The organism is Leptospiraceae bacterium (genome assembly GCA_016708435.1).
GTDB lineage: Bacteria > Spirochaetota > Leptospiria > Leptospirales > Leptospiraceae > UBA2033.
This window is the reverse complement of record JADJFV010000032.1, coordinates 19,498-37,781: the sequence shown is the minus strand read 5'-3', so window position 1 is coordinate 37,781 and position 18,284 is coordinate 19,498. Positions and strand designations below refer to the sequence as shown.

The following is an 18,284-nucleotide window of genomic DNA, read 5'->3' as shown; positions in this document are numbered from 1 at the left end:
GGATTGAATATTTTTGAATGAACAAACAATCGAACTTTTCACTTAGAACACTGCGAGCTATCTTTTTATTAATTCTAATTCCCATTGCACAATCCATTTATTCAGATGAGTGCGTTAGTGGGAATTGCCAGAACGGACTTAGCACTCTATTTTTTTCAAACGGGGACAAGTATACTGGGAATTTCAAAAACGGAAAGCAGAATGGTAGAGGCATGATGACCTTTGCCGCTAGACCTGATGCAAGTGGAAACTTCATCTATGCTTCCAAATACTCCGGTGAATTTAAAGACGGCAGATTCCACGGAAAAGGAATGATGCATTTTTACAATGGAAGCCAATACGAAGGAGAATTTAGAGACGATAAATTCAATGGAACTGGAATTTATACATTCCCGAATGGAAACAAATATGAAGGTGAGTTCAAAGACGATTTCAAGCATGGAAAAGGAACTCTTACCTATGCCAATGGAAATAAATACATAGGGGAATTCAAATTCGATAAGTTCGATGGACGCGGGAATTTCACTTACCCCAATGGGGATACCTATGATGGAGAGTTTCAAAATGAACTCAAGCATGGAAAAGGAACCTACACCCACGCAGACGGAAGAATTTACACAGGTGGGTTTAAAGACGACAAACGTCATGGACAGGGGACTTACATCTATGGCGGAGGAATTAAATACACAGGCGAATTTGTAGAAGATAAATTTCAAGGACGTGGAACCATTATTTATACAAATGGTGTCAGTTATACGGGAGAGTTTAAAGATTATAAATTCCATGGAAAAGGAACGATTTCTTATCCAACCGGCTCTAAATATTCGGGCGAGTTCAGAGAAGGAAAGCCAGAAGGAGAAGGCACATACCTCTTTAACACAGGCAAAAAATATGTAGGTGGATTCAAAGACGGAAAGTTCGAAGGTCAGGGGATTCTCCGTTATGCGAATGGAGATGAATACATCGGTGGCTTTAAAGATGGAAAATTTGAAGGACAGGGTAAAATTTCTAAGAAAAATGGAGAGACCTTCATTGTTGAATTTAAAGATGGACTCTTCAACGGACAAGGAACTATGAAGTATGCCAACGGAGACAAGTATGTTGGCGAATTTAAAACAGGCAAGAAAAACGGACAGGGTGTTTTAAAATTCAAAGACGGAGCTGTTTATGAAGGTGGATTTAAAAATGATAAATCGCATGGAAAAGGAACGCTGTTATTTGCCGAGGGAGATAAGTATGTGGGGGATTTTGAAAATGGAGATTTCAACGGAACGGGAACTATGTATGACAAAGACGGAAATATAATTTATTCAGGTAAATGGATTAATGGAGATCCTGAAGGAGGAATGAAATGAAAGAATGGTTTTTTCTGGGTATAATTGCATTAGGCAGTTTTTCTGTTTCTCTTAGTGCAGGAGATTGCGTCAGTGGAAATTGCGTCAATGGGCAAGGTATTATGAATTTCGCTAATGGAGACAAGTACATAGGGGAATTTAAAACAGAGCGTAAATCAGGCTATGGAATCTATCATTTCATCAATGGAGATCGCTATGAGGGGGATTTTAAAGATGATTATCCCGATGGTCATGGCAAAGCCTATCTAGCCAATGGAAATTATTACGAAGGGGAATTTAAAAACAACTTTCCAAATGGAAAAGGAACGATGCGCTATCACAATGGAAACGTTTACGTAGGGGAATGGAAGCAAGGTTTGAAAGATGGTTTTGGAAGTATGACCTACGAAAATGGCAGTAAATACGTAGGGGAATGGAGAAATGGAAAAAAACATGGACAGGGAAACTATACCCAGTCTACAATAGCCTCAAATGGTGAGATTAAAAAGCCACAAAAATCAGCCGAAACTCGAATGACTGGCGAAAAGAAATCGACTCCGTTCTGGTCTGAAACGAAATAATACTAATTTAAGGAGAATTTAAACTTGCGAACAATTTTTTTTAGTCTAACACTACCAATTTTGCTAATGGTGAATACGACAATCGCAGCGAGCGAATGCGTTAGCGGAAACTGCAATGATGGACAAGGAACGATGGCTTATTCTCCGACAGAGAAATACGTAGGAGAATGGAAAGGCGGGCAAAAAAATGGGAAGGGAGTTTATTTCTATACAAACGGAGATAAATACGACGGAGAATGGAAGACAGGCGTTTTCTTTGGACAGGGTATTTTTACTTTTGCAGATGGCGGAAAATACATAGGTCAATTCAAAGGAAATTCTTTTCAAGGCTATGGAACATTTTATTATCCCGATGGCTCTAAATACGCAGGTCACTATGTAAGTGGCAAAAGAAACGGATTTGGAACGTATACCTATCCTGACGGAGCTGAGTATTCCGGTGAATTTAAAGACGAAAAATTCCACGGGAGAGGCAAATACAAATATGCCGACGGTGACCAATACGTTGGAGAATTCAAAGATGACCGCTTTCATGGAGTAGGAGTCCTCAATCTCAAAAACGGGGACCGTTATGAAGGGGAGTTTCGGTTTGGATTAAAAGAAGGTGCGGGCACTTATGTATTTGCAAATTCTAGTAAATACATAGGCGAATTTCACAAAGACAAATACCACGGACAAGGCTCTTATTATTATAGCGACGGTGATAAATACGAAGGTAGTTTCAAAGATGATAAATTCAGCGGCGATGGAATTTATACATTTGTAAATGGAACTCAATACATTGGAAAATTCGACAACGACCAATACAGTGGACAGGGTAAAGTCAACTATAGCGATGGAAATAAATACACAGGCGAATTTAAGGATGATAAATACCACGGAAAGGGGAGTTTGGTTTATGCGAATGGAGACTCTTATGTGGGTGAATTCAAAGATGGAGAATATTACGGCAAAGCGACATTAACCTACGCAAATGGGGATCGCTATGTAGGTGATTTTGAGAATGGAAAGCGAAACGGAAAAGGATCTTATTTTTATTCTAACGGTGACAAATACGTAGGCGATTTTAAAGATGATAAATATCAGGGTAAGGGTTTGTATCGTTTTGCAGATGGTAGCCAATACAAAGGTGACTTTAGAGACGATAAGTACAATGGGTACGGAGTTTACCTTTATACTTCTGGAGATAAATACACCGGCGAATTCGTCGAAGACTTAAGGAACGGAAAGGGGATATATGTTCTCGCCAACGGAATAAAATATGAAGGCGAATATAAAAACAATAAAAAAGATGGTAATGGGATTCTATATGATAGATCAGGAAAAATAATTTTCTCTGGTTTATGGATCAATGGAGAACCAAGCAGGTAAGCGAAACTGGATTTTTTGAAAATAATAACCTTATGGATGTTTGAATGACTAAGTTTAATAATACAGATATTGGAAATGGGTTAATGGTGAAGCCTGAGGATATTTATATTTATCCTGTAAGCGAACCAATTTACAAATTTATGGAAAAAGTCTGGTCCTCCTTTGTAAACAAAATGGTAGGTCTTGTTTTTTCTGATGATAAACATATGTTTGATCATGCGATTTTTGAAGTAATTGATGGAACCGAGTTAAAGATCGTAGCAACGGCAACACATTTTAAAATGAAGGAAATGATCGGTAAGAGATCTTCGAAAGATATTGATGAATTTATGACTAAGACAAAACCGATTTCTATCTTTGATGAAGGAAACGACTCGGCTCGCATTATTCAAAAAGCGATTCTTTCTTTTAGTCATGCGAAGAGACCCGATGTAGAAATCATAAATCTAAGAGATTCTAAAATCCATCCGAGCTTGCGGTCTCTCTTAACGTCTACTATGCGTTATTCGGTGGGGATACCATTAATCGTAAAAGAAAATCCAATTGGAATTCTTTGGGGAATTCGAAAAGAAAAACTAACGGAAGCGCAAAAGCAAGAAATTACAATGCAGCTTCATACACTTTTCGATGTGATCGAATATGTTGTTGCGCGTGACGTTGACAATAATGGCGATCATTATTTTGCAAGAAAAAATATTGAAAAATCAGATACGACTTCTTCGATTCACCATCTGCTGTATACAGTTCAAAAGATTCAAAAAGATCCGGTTACTTCCATTATTGCGCACTCACATAAATACAATGTGATGTATCGTTTGGATGCAAGTTATATTGTTCCGACTGCGGGGGGATACTCTGTTAGCCTTAAGCATTTTGCTCGTGAAAACTTAAATGATACAGACAAAATCATTTTGATGATACCCGGATTCTTCTGTAGAAGATCCGTGATGGACAAACTGGCTCGCGAGATGGCATTAGAATTCGGCTACAGGGTATTTGCCATGGATATGCGAGGCAGATCCAAGCATACAATTCCGAAAGATGTGGTTAATAAGACTTGGACTCTCGATGATTATATTCAGGATGATTTTCCTGCTGTTTTGAATTGGTTATCAAATCGTTATCCCGGAAAGAAAATTGTAGTCATGGGGCATAGCATGGGCGGGATGATTCCTCGTTTTTATACAGGTGCTTATGAAAAGTTAAAACAACTTCCTGGTAAATCTAATCTTCCTGACCCCTACGAGCACATTGCAGGAATTGTTTCGATTACTTCTCCCAATTACATGAACCTGGAATCACAAATTCTTGGACTCGACATGATTAAGAGTGGTGTAAAACTGATTTCGAACAAAGCAATTTATGATACACTGTTTAATCTTGTATCCTTTCCGGTTCACAGTGCGGTCAATTCGATTGACTTAAATAAATTCTTTCGATTCATTTTGAATTTTCACTCCTCCCTCAGACAGTTTTCTTTTTCAGTGAGTTCTCAGATTGTAAACCTAAATGACTTTATCGGCTACAAGCAAATTACCCCTCCTGAGTGGTATTTCTTTGTGGAAGATGTTTTCTGCGAAGAATCAATCAAGGTATTGTTACAGTTCTTGCGCTCACAGCTAGGACATGATAAGAGCTTCTGGTCTTATGATGGAAATATAAATTACACACAAGAGCAACAGGATAATTTCGAATTGCCGATATTCTCTGTAATTGGAAATTTAGATAAGATAGTTCCGGCAGAGACAATAGAAGATGTTTTAAACTTACCAAAGCCGAAGAACAAAAAAGTAGCAAGATTTGATCAGGGGCATCTTGGTATTATCTTCCACCATGAAACTGTTCAAAGTATAACAAAACAAGCTGACGAATGGATCAGGGATTTATAGGGTAAAAAGAATGGCGTTATTTATTACACATGGTTTTTTTGCATCTCTCTTGTCTTTTTTATGGAGAGATAAGAAAACAAAGTTCACAGTTTTCATTTTGATTTTTGTGGCTTCGATTCTGCCAGATATGGATTTTATATTTGATGATCGCGGATCTGGTATGTTTAATCATCGGGGAATAACGCATTCTATTTTCTTTGCAGCGATAACAGGAGCCTTCTTTTCTGCTTTATTCTTGTCGGTTGTAAAATCATTCGGACAAACTCTACTTCTAATGCTTATCTTTTTTCTTGCATCGATTTCTCATATAGGATTAGATTTATTAACAGATGCGACTTACGGTGTCTGTGTGTTCTGTCCTTTTGATGAGGAAAGATATATGTCCCCGATTACTCTTTTTACTTCTTACACTACAGGAGTTTCTTCACACAAAGGATTTCGCAAAGGACTCAATAGTGCATGGGGAGCAATTATTCCAGAAATGCTATGGGTATGGATTCCTACTATCGCTACCTTTGTATTCTCTTACTATTTAAGCAATAAAGGAACTACAGCTAAAAATGTCACTACCTACAAACCGATTCAAATTAAACCCAAAGAAACGGCTAAGCCAAAGTATCCGACACAAAAGAAAAGATAGTCTCTAAGGGACTATCCTATCTTTACACCAATCACGAGCATGTCGTCTATTTGATTGGACTGACCAATCCAGGTATCCATTGTATCCTGGAGTTTTGTTTTTTGTTCGGACATTTCGAGTGAATGAATTTCTAAAAGTAATTCTTTGAATTTTTTAGTGGAAAACTTTTTGTTAAATTCTCCACCGAATTGATGAAAGTATCCATCCGAGCAAATATAAAACGAAGTAGTTTTATCAATAGCAATTGTGTTGGTCGAGAATACTCTCACTTCCTCGCTTTGTGTTCCGCCGATTGATTTTCTGTTTCCTTTGATCTCATTTAATGTATTGTCTTGGATATAAAAAATGGAATTCATTGCGCCGGCAAATTGTAGCTTTGCATTGGTTTGATCTATGACGCATAACGCCATATCCATACCATCTCTGATATCAGTATGATCTTGATTGAGAGCAATGCGGACTCCTTTGTGTAGTTCGTTTAAGATTAATCCGGGGTCTAAAATTTTACGAACCTTTACTATATCATTTAGAAGACCATTTCCAATCATAGACATGAGTGCACCCGGGACACCGTGACCGGTGCAATCAATTGCAGCGATTACTATTTTTTCTTCATTTGCATCTTTAAATTCATAGAACCAATAAAAATCTCCACTCACAACATCTCTTGGTTTAAAATAAATAAAGGAATTGGGAAGTGCTGACTTGATTAAATCTTCACTCGGAAGAATAGAGAGTTGAATATTATGAGCATAGAGGATACTCTCTGTTATGTTCTGATTCTTTTCTTCTATTTCCAATTTCTGCTTTACGATTTCATCATAAGACTTTTCTAATTCTGCTGTTCTTTCGGCAACTAAACGAGTAAGCTCTGCCTCTCTTCGCTTTAGTGTTTGAATGAGTTCATTGTTTTGTTCTCCGAGCCTGCGAATGAGGATACGGATGATTCCCCGCATGAATTGATTATTACTTCCTAAAATTCGATAGAAGTCCACTTGCTCTAATTTTAACAATATGCAATCTACAAGAGCACTGATAGATGCATTTCTAGGCTCAGAGTTCAAAAGAGAGAATTCGCCGAAGGTTTGCCTTTCTCCGATCTCTGCTACTTTATGCTCACCGAAGTGAACAAAGACTCGACCTGAATAAACAATATAAAGACAAGTTCCAGGATCTCCTTGCTCAATGATTTTTTCGTTTTTCGTATATTTCTCTATCTGGAGTGCATTCGCAATTTCTAATAGAGAAATTTCTGGTGTCTCAGAGAAAAGCTCTAAGTCCTTTAATATGGGTAGGAATTCTTCAGGATTCATCATGGTGCTAAATCTTTCTGTATAATTAAGGAAGGTTATAGTTAAGTCAAACTGATTTTATTGTTGGTTTATTAAAAACGAATGCAAAAGATTAAATGAATTGAAAATAGCCTCCCTGTTTAAAACATCTTCTTCATGTCCCGATTAAATTTCATTTTGGAGAAAGAAGCAGACGGAAGTCGTGCTCGTGCGGGTAGACTTACTACTCTGCATGGAGAAGTAAAGACTCCCATTTTTATGCCGGTAGGAACGCAGGCGACTGTGAAATCCCAAAATGTAGAGAGCTTAAAAGCAATGGGTTCGCGTGTCTTACTGGCTAATACCTATCATCTGCTACTTAGACCTGGCATAGAAGTATTTCGTAAATTCGGTGGTATACACAAGTTTATGAATTGGGATATGCCTGTATTAACTGACTCCGGCGGATTTCAAATATTCAGTCTTCCTAATTCTAGAAGCCTAAAAGAAGAAGGCGCAGTCTTTAGAAGTTATATAGATGGAAGAAGTATTCTCTTATCGCCAGAGCTAAGTATTGAAACACAAAAAGCAACCAACTCGGATATAATGATGGTATTAGACCAATGTGTTCCGTCTACTGTTGAATATGCGCTCGCAAAATCAGCTATGGAGTTAACATACCGTTGGGCAAAACGAAGCTTAGCCGCTAGAGGAGATTCCAAACAGGCTTTATTTGGAATAGTGCAGGGGGCTTGTTTTAAAGATTTACGGAAACAAAGTGCGGATGCATTAACCCAATTGTCATTTGACGGATTTGCCATCGGTGGACTTGCAGTGGGAGAGACCAAAGAAGAAAGAAATGATTTCTGTGAATTATCCGCTTCTTTATTACCTAAAAATTTACCCCGCTATTTGATGGGCGTAGGGACGCCAATTGATTTACTAGAAGCAGTGCATCGTGGAGTCGATATGTTTGATTGTATTCTTCCAGTAGAGCAGGCACAACGTGGAGTAGCTTTTACAAGTATTGGGAAATTACAAATGCGTAGGGGGATATACAAATTAGACGACACTTCTCTAGATCCAAATTGTAGCTGTCCTTGCTGTGCTAGTTATTCACGCTCGTATTTGCATCATTTAACTAAATCAAATGAAATTCTTGGTTGGCAACTGATGGCGATTCATAACTTAAAGTTCTATCATGGGCTAATGGCAGATATGCGCACTGCAATTCTAGATAATACATTTTCTTCTTTTTATAAAATTAAGAAAGAGGAATTGATACAAACAGATGGGAATCCCCCTTTATCCGCCTTTCGTAAAGGGGGGCAAGGGGGGATTTCGCGTGCAGAAAAACGCAAACGTTTGGGAGATTATGAAATCATCGAAAATGAAAAAGGATTTTGGAGTGTAAGACAGCGTAGTTCGGGAGAGACAATGCACTCTGTAAGTAATCCAATAGTAGAAGCAAAAGAGCTTTATATAGATCAGTCGAGTCTTTCTGAGCGGTTAGCAACGAGTAACCCTGAAGACGGAGTGGATGAACCTCTTGAGCCATTCGTTATTTGGGATGTAGGACTTGGAGCGGCTACTAATGCTATGGCGGCGATTGTCTGTCATGAGTCCATTTCTAATCCCCGTGCGATGCATTTAATTAGCTTTGAATCTGACTTAGACCCTTTGAAACTTGCAATTAAAAATGCAGGTCGCTTTCCTCATCTCTATCACAAAGCACCACGTAAACTTTTAGAAAGAAGTATCTGGCAATCAGACTCCGGACTCATTACTTGGAATTTAATCTTTGGTGACTTTGCAGTTCTTTTTTCCTCACAAAAAATTCCCGATCTAATATTCTACGATCCATTTTCTTTTAAAACAGATTCGCCGCTTTGGAAGGCTGAATTTTTTCAAAGTATATTTAATCATTGCAATTTAGCAGGAAAGACTACAACGCTTTACACATACTCGGCATCTACCGCTGTTCGGTCTGCTCTATTACATGCTGGATTCTGGGTAGGCAAAGGGATTGGAATAGGACCTAAATCAGATACAACCATTGCTTTTTCGAAAGCGCCAGAATCTGAATTGGAAAAAAAGAATTTACTCTCTTCTGAGTGGCTTTCCCGTCGAGAAAAGAGTTATGCGCGTTATCCGCAAGAATTGGACGTTAATAGTCAAGCATCCTGGGATGAAAAAATTCTCTCTCACCCTCAGTTTTACTGATATAACCTTACCGACCTGTTTTCATAATAAGTAAAATATGCAAAGATTCCCTCTGATAAATAGCGACGGCACCTATAAAAGATACGATAGTTTTAGAGTATTCACAATAGGATTGTAGACCCTATCATTTTTAATCGTTTTTTTATCGGTGTTTTTTGTTGACCTTGTAAGCTTTCGAAAAATCATATTAAAGCGAGGATAGATAGAATGAAAATAAAATTTACTTGGAAACATTTAGACCGATCGGAAGCGACTGAGGAATACGCGAATGACAAACTAGGAAGACTTAAGAAGTATGTCCATGAGGTCACCAAGTCGGAATTGAGCTTTGAGAAAGTGCATGGAAGTATTACAGCTGTTTTTAATATGCATGCTGACAAAGTAGACTTTAATGCTCACAATACAGACAAAGAGATTCATGCTTGCATCGATGGCATTGAAGAAAAACTGGAGCACCAACTAAGTCATCACCACGACAAACGCGCAAAGCATTAAATTTTTTTTACCTTGGGTTGTCAAAGGGCAACCTCAAGGTTCTTATTATTGTATTTTTTGAAAAATACTACAGGGACTAATTCCAATCAAAATCTTCAGAAACCTTTCTTCTTCTTTTTATAGATTCCCTTCCTCTGATAAAAAATAAAAATTATCATTTTACTAGAGAATGCTGTTTCTAGAGTTTAATATTTTATTGAAATATTTCTTTTGGTTTTAGAATGTTTACACTAGAAATAGGCAATGAATCAATTCGGGATTAGTATTAAATGTTATTCACAAATTCTAGCAAGAAGATAGATTTCAATAGAAATTTTCCAAAAACGAATTTTCCGAATAAGCCTGTTGACAGGTGGAAGGGCTGGAATGGAATTTTAGAGAATGAAGATTGGAATTATATTTTTACTGAGTCAGTTTACAAATACATTTTCTATTCTATCTTTCGTAAATGTGCAGCGATGCGATTTGATGCACTCACCTGTGAAGAGATTGCTTTGTCTGTCACCGGCGAAACTGTATTAGCCGTAAAAAAAATTTGTCAAAATTCGAATAGAGAAGACAGGCGAGTTAGAATCTCTCTCAGTGCCTTTGTGAATACAACTATGAATCGATGGTTTTTAAATTTCATTACCCGATTCTATTCAGATAAGAATATAGAGCACGGGCAGGATGTAGAAAATATTTCCTGTGAATCATCAGATGTAGAAAATTATACTCTCCGCACAGAAATACTGGCAGAAATTTTTGAATGCATAAAGCATTTGTCGGATAAAGGCAAATACATTATAAATGGATTCTTCTTTGAGGATAAAAAACTAAAAACCATTGCTCTGCAAATGCAATTGGAGCCGCATAAAGTTGTATACATCAAAGAGCAAGCAGAGAAAAAAATAGCTGACTGCTTGAAGTCTAAAGGGTTTGACTGAGGAGCTAATTATGAATATTTTAAATCTACTACGAATTACCTTTTCGCCTAAGACATTCGAAGAAGAGGACTCGATTGATTTTGCAAATACCAAGGAGTTAATATCTGATGAGGCTATTCGAAATAAATTCCTGTATAGAATAAGTGAGAATGAAAAACTAACTCCCTTGCAAGTAAAGAATAGCGACATAGAAGCATTAGCCGAGAAACACTGGAAAAATTTTAAAAATGAATTAACTATTTCAGATGAAACGCCAGTTTCAAATCTTTATCCAATTTTCAATAAGATAGCCGCTGCGTTTCTATTCATTGTAAATCCAATGATGCTCTATAAGACATTTGAGAAATCCTGAATATTTCAAAGCCTATCGAGAATACAAGTCAGCCTTTTATATTTTCAGTGGAAAGTATTCGGGAGTGGAAAGGCATTTCGATAGAAGGAAGTATTCTTCTTATAACACTGCCAGTGATTCTCTTTCTAGTCGCATTTGTGCTAAAGCGGAAAAAGCAGATTTTCCCCATTTACTTTTTATTGTTCAGTGTTTCTATTATTCTCACCTATGGGTACTATGGATTAACCCGCTCTGAGTCCGTATTGCCGCTTTTCGCTTCTTCTCTCTTGTCTTTATTGGGGATGGCATTCTTCCTGACAAGAAAAGGAAAATGATGATTCGAAAGATTGCCTTTTTGAATTGGCTCAATCAATGTCTATCAGCAGTGAAATTCTTTTTTCTTTTCATGATCTCCTTCTGTGCGACTCCGCAAGTGGATACTTTTCATTATACCGGAATAGCGGATGATAATAATTTAACGCTTGAAAGTTATAAAAAAGAAGCAGATGGAATTGTGTCTGATTTTAATGGATGGAAGATTACACTACAAAAAGTATTTCGTAAATTGGCTCCTGAGTCGAAAGTATCTCTATTCATAGTAAAGAAAGACTCGTTTAATATGGCATTCTTTCCAGAGAATGATTTTGTAATTTATACAGGGACTCTTAGCAGTCTGGATAGAGAAATTCCTAAACTGCAATCGGAGAATTCTTTATTAAAGAATTGCTCTGACCAAAACTCTTGTAGAGAGCTATTAATTGTTCCAATCATCGCACATGAATTGTCACACTATTTTCAAGAAGACTCAAAGAGACTAAAAGAAAAATATGAGGATTATAAGAATTTGTCGCAAGATGATTTTTCCGGGCGAATGCTTGCCTTTAAAAGGGAACGAGAATTTGCAGCAGATACATTTGCTGCAAGTCTACTTGCAAGGCATAAGTATCAGCCTGAATTGATTCTACTTCCAATTAAAATCTTAAAGCAAATAAACCAGGAAAGAAATAAAAATCCGAAAGAACGTATCGATTACTATCTAAAATCTCATCCATCTCCAAATGAAAGACTGGCTCATTTAGATACAAAGGAATCCTATAAAAATTTGCAAGAGTTAGAGAAAGCATTTCATTTAATCGCAAACGGCACAGATAGGGATACTCTTAAGTATGCGCTTTCTATTATAGAGCGTCAGTTACTAAATTTCCCGGAAAATTTAGAATTAGAAAGAGCCAGAGTAACTGCTTTACACAGATACTGGATGTATACCGCTACGCTACGTGATTTAAAATACATCGCAGTAATAGATCAACCACTCTTCAGTGACGCAGAGGAATTTAATACATCGAAAGGCACAAAGAAAATTCCGGGAGATGAAAACGTGTATAGAAAAGCGCTTTCTCTCTATCAGGAGTTGTATGATAAATTAAAGCTTTTAGATTTCGGGTTTGTTTCTAATTACGCACTCTTACTCGCTTACTCTGACGACGAGGATAATCGAAAGAAATCACTTACCCTAGCACTTGACGCATTTAAAAACACGAAAACCTTAAGACCTTCAACAATCTAGGCATAGTCTATGCGTTAAATAACCAAGTAGTAGATGGAGTTAAAACCTTTTGGGAAGGAATTCCTGAATCAGAAAAAAAGAATATAGACAACACCCTTTCCTTTGGTGGCAATCAATCAAATCCGATAAACTCAGAGCGGGTGAATACAATAGAGAATAATTCATTTCAGTTAGAAGAGAATTTGCTAATGGGGAATGAAAAACAAAAAGCTATCATTTCATTTCTATCGCAAATTATACGCTAGAAAATTTCATTCGGGCAATGAAGAAAACAAAAGAGATGCTTTTAAACTACGAGGAAAATATTTCTATCGTGGAGACAATCCATCTCCCTGGGTTCAATATATAAACAATGAAATCGCGCAGATTAAATAGTATCTTCTCTTTGTTATTATTGATTTTGCTAAACACTATGATTATAAGATTTTTCACCACGAAGGACACGAAGAGCACGAAGGAAAGAATAGGTGTCTTTTTCTCTACCTTCGTGCTCTCGGTACTCTTCGTGGTTAATCTCTTCTTTTTATCTTTGACAAGTTTATCGGCAGAGGATGTTGTCATGCGGAGGACTTATGTTTTAGTAGTGGGTATCGACCATTATCCATTGCCTTACGGCAAATTGAATTATGCCGCAGAGGATGCCGAGAAGATTGCAAATGTTATGCGGGAGCAGGGAATTGCTGATTATAAAAAAGGAAAAGACGAATGGGTTTACGCGAATAAGACAGAGGTAATTTTACTTTCCGACAAGAGCGGTAATGCTCAATTGATTCCCACGAAAGTGAATATTTTGCGGGAGCTAGAATCTATTTTAAAAAATGCGAAGGAAGATGATTTTGTAATGATTTATTTCTCCGGTCATGGAACCGGTGAATCATTAGTAACCGTTACGCAGGATGGAAAAGTAGAAACGATTGAAGTAAAGGAAATTCTAGCTAAGCTAGACTCTAAGACAAAGAATACATGCTATTCTTAGATGCTTGTAGAAATACAACTAACCCAGTTGCTCCATTTTCGTCTAAGATAGAGCCAGGGGAGGGTGGGTTTAAATCAATTTTTTACGCAACCGGTAAGGACAGCGTAAGTCAGGAGAGTAATAAACTTGGGCAAGGGGTTTATTCTTATTATCTGCTAGAAGGTCTAAAGGGAAGGGCAGATTTGGATGGAGATTTAATTGTTAGTTCGGATGAGATCCGAAATTACGTATCTGAGAAGGTAATAGCATTTACGGATAATACACAGAAGCCACAATTGCATCAGATATCCTCTGCATCTAAATTTCTAACGCGAGTTACAAAGCCTAGTCCTTTTAGGTATATCTGGAAATCAGCGGTTCTTCCTGGATCGGGGCAATGGGAGAAGGGGCATAAGTCAAATTCTATTTTCTTTTTTTCTTGTGCTCTATTTGGTGGACTTCATCTTTATTCTAAAAATTCGGTTTATGAGAGAGAGGAAAAAGAGTATTATGTGCGGCAGAGTTTATTTCTACTTTCTAGCCCGATGGTATTGGATTCTACGGATTTAATTCTATTTCAGTCGATGCAGAGTGTTCGAAGAGATTTGATTTCAGATTCTAGGAGTATTGAGACAGGCGTGGATGTTTTATTTCTATTTTATTTATGGAATTTATGGGATGCAGGCTTTACAAAAAATGAATGGATTGACACGAATAAACCCAAGACCAAGCTTGACTCAGGTTATTATAAAGAAGGGATTGGACAACAAGAACAAAGATTTCGCCTAACGGTAGAATGGGGTTTTTTTAGATGAAGACTAAGAAAGACCAGAACAATCATTTTCCAATCGGTAGAACTGTAATCGCATTGATACTTATAGGTTTGCTCTTGTAAAAGTTCCAAGCGACCAAATTGGCTATTTAAAACTAGCTTACGACTCAATGAATACGAATAGAAATTCTCAATCGAACAGTCAACCTGTAGTTACTACTAATTCAACTCCATCTGCGGGTAATGGGAATACTACTACGACACCAACTTCAACTCCTCCTTCTACATCAAATCCAGTTTCAGTTTCTATTCCTACCCTGATATTATTTCCTGCCCAGTCCAGGGAATTTAGGAACACTTACTATTTCCGATAAAAGTCTATCTCTGTTAAGCTAAGTTGGACACAGGAACGGATAATATTACTTCTACTGGAGATTTAGAATACAAAGTCGTATACTCGACTGCAAACAATATCGGAACTGTAGAGGAAATGGAAATGTCAGGAAGTGGAAGAGTTTTGTCTCAAGACTGGACAAAAAATATTAGCTTTCAAACAGTAACGGGGCTAACGGTGAATACCTCTTATTTTCTAAATGTAATCATTCGAGATGCCGCTAGCAATAAAGCAGTCTATTCTGTAGTCAATGCAGTGCCGCCAATTATTTACGATAATCTAGACGGAACTATAACAGACAGTAGCCGCAATATAACATGGATGAAATGCTCTGCCGGTCAAACATGGAATCCGGGTCCAAATGATTGCACCGGAACGGGTGATTCTGGAAATAATTATTCCATCGGATACTATCAATATTGCGCAACTCTCAACTATACCTGTAACAACACAGGATCGCCGATTGGGTCTTAAATGGAAACGGGACTAGTGGAGTTTGGACGTATTGCGAAAACTTAGTATTAGGCGGTAGAATAATTGGCGTGTTCCTACTCACCCGGAATTAATACTTTTTACGGTAGTGTTTATAGTCAAGTTGCCTATCAACCTTTGTTTCCGAATACCGGTATGGCTTTTTATTGGACAGCAACAGCAGATTCTAGCACTCCAAATATTTTTTATCAACATCCAGAAGAAAGAGCTTGGATTGTGCATTTCCAAACAGGGATTAACTATGCATTTTTCGGCGGTTCGGATGGACTAAAGACTAATGTGTGTTTGCTGCGCTGTGTGGCTAATGGGTTATGATGTCTATTATTTAAAATAGTTTTTATTATTTTCTGTTACATTTATTTCATTAATAATTTTTGTTCTCGGATGTTTTATACGATATCGTTTAACGTCTACTTTACTACCAATGTAAATTTCTTTTAATTCAATATTTAGACCGTTTAGGTTTTTTACTTTTGATCTATATAAATGCAAAACTTCAAGAGTTTTAACCTTGCTTAATGGCTGCAATTTAGATACTTTTGTATAAGATAGATTTAGCTTCTTTAAATGCTTTAATTTAGAAATTGGTTCAATATTAGAAACCGGATTGTAAGATAAGTCAATAGACTCTAACAAATACAGTTGCTCTATTCCTTTTAAATCATTTATTTTTGAATTTACATATATTAAATTTGTAAAACGGTTCTCTAATTTACGATTCCACTTCCAATGTGAGCGAGGCGTATGCTCATTAACATAGAGAATATTATGTTTATTATTATTTACATACTTGATGTTATACTCAACCATCTCTCCACTATTCTTAAATTGACTTAAATAATAATTTTGTATATCTTCATCAGAAGCAGTATTCTCCCTTATTTAATAAATCTCTAATTTCTTTGTCCTTTGCACCATCACTTCTAACTTGATGAGCAGATAAAATGAATAAATAAAATACCAAGAAAACTTTCATTTAAGCTACTTTAATTGTCCAAAAATCTTTCATTTTTCCAATGGTGTCTTTTTTGTCTTTATAATCGAGCAAAGCCTCTATTTCTGTTCTTCTGTTATCATCATACGGATCATCTATATTTTTGAATGCAACATAGTCGATAGAAGTATTGTTTTTTTGTTGTATTTTTATTATTTCAATATCACAAGCGAGCAAATAATGTTTTGCGTAGCCGGCTTGATTCGTAACACTAAAATAAACTGTATGACCTTTGAGTATATCGTTAATAGCTTGTTTTTTATTTTCATACTGTTTAATTTCGAGGTTAACATTGTTCATCCCTGTTTGCTTCGCATATTCAGTATTTTGAAAAAGTTTCGCAAAAGAAAGAAAAGTCTTTTTATCAGAACTAAAATTTATTTGAGGAAATGCTTCTCCTGCTTTTTTTATCATAGACTTATCAGTAATATCCGCTGCCTCAAAACCTCGCAAAGCCATATTATAAGTGGACGGAATTTTTAGTCTGGCATTTTGGGAATTAAATAGATATGTGTATATTCGTTCGAATTCTTTTCTCGATAAAGTCGGAGGAAGTAATCCGAGAGATTTATATAGGAATACGTTAGTTGACATTTTACATTCAATGCCTTTGACTTTAATGCCTATCTTGTCGCCTTCATATTGAGCCTGGATAAACCTTTAGTAATTGAACGTTCCACTGCCCTTCACGTTACTAGCTCTTGGATTTCCACCTGCATTTTTATATTTAAGATTTTCTAAAACTCGTCCGTTGGAATCATAAACAACGTTTTGGTCATCTGCATCTATTGCCTTAACTAACAAAATGCGAAACCTGTAAATAATAATCCCCATGACCCAAATGCTACTAATTCTTTTATCTCTCTTTTCTCATATTGTATATACCTCGTTTCGTTAGAAATAGACTATTCTATCTAAAATGTCAACGATTATATGCATTTTCATAATCCTTAGTAAAAACTCCAAAGTCTCAATAGAGAGCCATTTGCTAATGCCATTGAGAGATTCCTTCCTTTTTTTGATTTCTCTATACGCTCGAATATATAAAGACTAACAACGCTTTGCTGCGGTGTGTAAACGGCTTTAGTTCTTTACTAGCTGTCCGCCGGAACTAACTCCAATTGGCGCAAAGCGAGAGAAAAAATGTCGTGCTCAAAACCAGGAAGCTTTGCGTTTTGAATTGTTTACGAAACCATTTGAAGAAATCATCTGCCATCTGTAAACTCAGGAGACTTTGGAACTCTGCGAAGAGGCTCTTTTAAAAGTGCGTCTTTGATGTGTATATACGATCGGACTTTTTATAAGACCGTTATTTTATAATTAGAATAGCCTGTTTCAATTACGGGTGAATCCATACAATCGACTAGATAATAATTTTGTTCGGAAATATATTTTATAATAACAGAATCAATATCCTGAGAACGGATAATATATTTATGCCCCCTATATATTTTTGAATTAGATTCATCTAATAAGAGCGATGGTAGGATAATAGGCTTACTGTCTGGCATCGGTTGACCTAGTAAGAGTAGTTCATTCTTTTTTAAATACGAATCAATTTGAAGTACGTCTTCCGGAGTGAAATAAAAGGTGATTCGTTGGCTGTTCATTTTGTTTATTCTATATCATTGTAGGATGAAATTCAATTTCAATACCTGTTTCTTCACGGACTGACTACTTATAACAACTCTTTCCCTCTTTACGGGCAAGCCTTTTTTGGTTTGCTTACCAACTTGGTGAAGCTCGACGATGTTGTCATCTAAATCTATACCAGCAACATCAATATACCGTCTTTTGCCAGTAGAGAGATCTATATTTTTTTCTTTCACAACTTTCAAATCTCTTGTTTCTACTTCATCAGCTACCTCTTCTACTTTTTTCCTGATGCGCTTCACCACCTTTTTCCCAAAAGGGTTTGGTATCTTTTTAAAAATAGACATCAGGCAAGAATGAGCTAAACATATAATTGGTAAATTCTTTTTTCTTCTGTAGGAATGTCAAATTATTAAGCGATTTACTTATAGGCAAGGTAGTTCGAATCTAGAACGA

22 protein-coding genes are annotated in these 18,284 nt (G+C 36.6%); 15 read left to right on the top strand and 7 right to left on the bottom strand.

The features are described 5' to 3' along the window. Positions 1-17 precede the first annotated feature (17 nt). The 5 genes from IPH52_20210 to IPH52_20190 all read left to right on the top strand — a co-directional run bounded on the left by IPH52_20210 (position 18) and on the right by IPH52_20190 (position 5,815). Positions 18-1,355, top strand: coding sequence for an MORN motif precursor (locus tag IPH52_20210; GenBank protein ID MBK7057325.1), 1,338 nt, complete (start codon positions 18-20; stop codon positions 1,353-1,355). Next, a complete protein-coding gene (locus tag IPH52_20205; protein ID MBK7057324.1) occupies positions 1,352-1,915 on the top strand; it encodes a hypothetical protein in 564 nt (187 codons plus the stop codon). The genes IPH52_20210 and IPH52_20205 overlap by 4 nt, the downstream gene beginning before the upstream one ends. Before the next feature lie 24 nt (positions 1,916-1,939). Then, on the top strand, positions 1,940-3,286 hold the full coding sequence (locus tag IPH52_20200; protein MBK7057323.1) for an MORN motif precursor: 1,347 nt from the start codon (positions 1,940-1,942) through the stop codon (positions 3,284-3,286). Between the two features lie 140 nt (positions 3,287-3,426). Then, positions 3,427-5,175, top strand: a complete 1,749-nt coding sequence (locus IPH52_20195) for an alpha/beta fold hydrolase (GenBank protein ID MBK7057322.1) — start codon at positions 3,427-3,429, stop codon at positions 5,173-5,175. Between the two features lie 10 nt (positions 5,176-5,185). Continuing rightward, positions 5,186-5,815, top strand: coding sequence for a metal-dependent hydrolase (locus IPH52_20190; protein MBK7057321.1), 630 nt, complete (start codon positions 5,186-5,188; stop codon positions 5,813-5,815). 11 nt (positions 5,816-5,826) lie between these two features. Here IPH52_20190 and IPH52_20185 read toward each other — a convergent pair whose 3' ends face one another. Continuing rightward, complete coding sequence (locus IPH52_20185; GenBank protein MBK7057320.1) at positions 5,827-7,131, bottom strand: cyclic nucleotide-binding domain-containing protein; 1,305 nt, start codon at positions 7,129-7,131, stop codon at positions 5,827-5,829. Between the two features lie 132 nt (positions 7,132-7,263). Here IPH52_20185 and tgt point away from each other — a divergent pair, with 132 nt between their 5' ends. The 8 genes from tgt (at position 7,264) to IPH52_20145 (ending at position 14,398) form a co-directional block, all read left to right on the top strand. Beyond that, on the top strand, positions 7,264-9,309 hold the full coding sequence (gene tgt, locus IPH52_20180) for a tRNA guanosine(34) transglycosylase Tgt (protein ID MBK7057319.1): 2,046 nt from the start codon (positions 7,264-7,266) through the stop codon (positions 9,307-9,309). Between the two features lie 207 nt (positions 9,310-9,516). Beyond that, entirely contained in the window at positions 9,517-9,804 is a 288-nt protein-coding gene (raiA, locus tag IPH52_20175; protein MBK7057318.1) for a ribosome-associated translation inhibitor RaiA, read from the top strand. Between the two features lie 269 nt (positions 9,805-10,073). Continuing rightward, positions 10,074-10,730 (top strand): sigma-70 family RNA polymerase sigma factor, encoded by a 657-nt coding sequence (locus tag IPH52_20170; protein MBK7057317.1) that lies wholly within the window; start codon positions 10,074-10,076, stop codon positions 10,728-10,730. Between the two features lie 10 nt (positions 10,731-10,740). Beyond that, positions 10,741-11,082: a hypothetical protein gene (locus IPH52_20165; protein ID MBK7057316.1), complete on the top strand. Its 342-nt coding sequence runs from the start codon at positions 10,741-10,743 to the stop codon at positions 11,080-11,082. A 310-nt stretch (positions 11,083-11,392) separates the two neighbouring features. Beyond that, complete coding sequence (locus IPH52_20160) at positions 11,393-12,628, top strand: M48 family metalloprotease (GenBank protein ID MBK7057315.1); 1,236 nt, start codon at positions 11,393-11,395, stop codon at positions 12,626-12,628. Between the two features lie 195 nt (positions 12,629-12,823). Further along, positions 12,824-13,003, top strand: a complete 180-nt coding sequence (locus IPH52_20155) for a hypothetical protein (GenBank protein ID MBK7057314.1) — start codon at positions 12,824-12,826, stop codon at positions 13,001-13,003. A gap of 184 nt (positions 13,004-13,187) precedes the next feature. Next, the gene (locus tag IPH52_20150) at positions 13,188-13,604 is read left to right on the top strand and encodes a caspase family protein (GenBank protein ID MBK7057313.1); all 417 of its coding nucleotides are present in this window, start codon (positions 13,188-13,190) and stop codon (positions 13,602-13,604) included. Next, positions 13,592-14,398: a hypothetical protein gene (locus IPH52_20145; protein ID MBK7057312.1), complete on the top strand. Its 807-nt coding sequence runs from the start codon at positions 13,592-13,594 to the stop codon at positions 14,396-14,398. Before IPH52_20150 ends, IPH52_20145 begins: the two co-directional genes overlap by 13 nt. 159 nt (positions 14,399-14,557) lie before the next feature. Here IPH52_20145 and IPH52_20140 read toward each other — a convergent pair whose 3' ends face one another. After that, positions 14,558-14,713 (bottom strand): hypothetical protein, encoded by a 156-nt coding sequence (locus IPH52_20140; GenBank protein MBK7057311.1) that lies wholly within the window; start codon positions 14,711-14,713, stop codon positions 14,558-14,560. Between the two features lie 39 nt (positions 14,714-14,752). Here IPH52_20140 and IPH52_20135 point away from each other — a divergent pair, with 39 nt between their 5' ends. Both IPH52_20135 and IPH52_20130 read left to right on the top strand, forming a co-directional pair. After that, positions 14,753-15,223, top strand: coding sequence for a hypothetical protein (locus IPH52_20135; GenBank protein ID MBK7057310.1), 471 nt, complete (start codon positions 14,753-14,755; stop codon positions 15,221-15,223). 63 nt (positions 15,224-15,286) lie between these two features. Further along, positions 15,287-15,556, top strand: coding sequence for a hypothetical protein (locus tag IPH52_20130; GenBank protein MBK7057309.1), 270 nt, complete (start codon positions 15,287-15,289; stop codon positions 15,554-15,556). Between the two features lie 6 nt (positions 15,557-15,562). Here IPH52_20130 and IPH52_20125 read toward each other — a convergent pair whose 3' ends face one another. The 5 genes from IPH52_20125 to IPH52_20105 form a co-directional block, all read right to left on the bottom strand. Further along, positions 15,563-16,051 (bottom strand): hypothetical protein, encoded by a 489-nt coding sequence (locus tag IPH52_20125; protein MBK7057308.1) that lies wholly within the window; start codon positions 16,049-16,051, stop codon positions 15,563-15,565. A 166-nt stretch (positions 16,052-16,217) separates the two neighbouring features. Beyond that, a complete protein-coding gene (locus tag IPH52_20120; protein ID MBK7057307.1) occupies positions 16,218-16,829 on the bottom strand; it encodes a hypothetical protein in 612 nt (203 codons plus the stop codon). Between the two features lie 66 nt (positions 16,830-16,895). Beyond that, positions 16,896-17,039 (bottom strand): hypothetical protein, encoded by a 144-nt coding sequence (locus IPH52_20115; protein ID MBK7057306.1) that lies wholly within the window; start codon positions 17,037-17,039, stop codon positions 16,896-16,898. 494 nt (positions 17,040-17,533) lie between these two features. Beyond that, positions 17,534-17,845 carry a hypothetical protein gene (locus IPH52_20110; GenBank protein MBK7057305.1) on the bottom strand — a complete coding sequence of 104 codons (312 nt, stop codon included), beginning with the start codon at positions 17,843-17,845 and terminating at the stop codon, positions 17,534-17,536. A 15-nt stretch (positions 17,846-17,860) separates the two neighbouring features. Then, positions 17,861-18,175, bottom strand: a complete 315-nt coding sequence (locus IPH52_20105; protein ID MBK7057304.1) for a hypothetical protein — start codon at positions 18,173-18,175, stop codon at positions 17,861-17,863. Between the last annotated feature and the right edge of the window lie 109 nt (positions 18,176-18,284).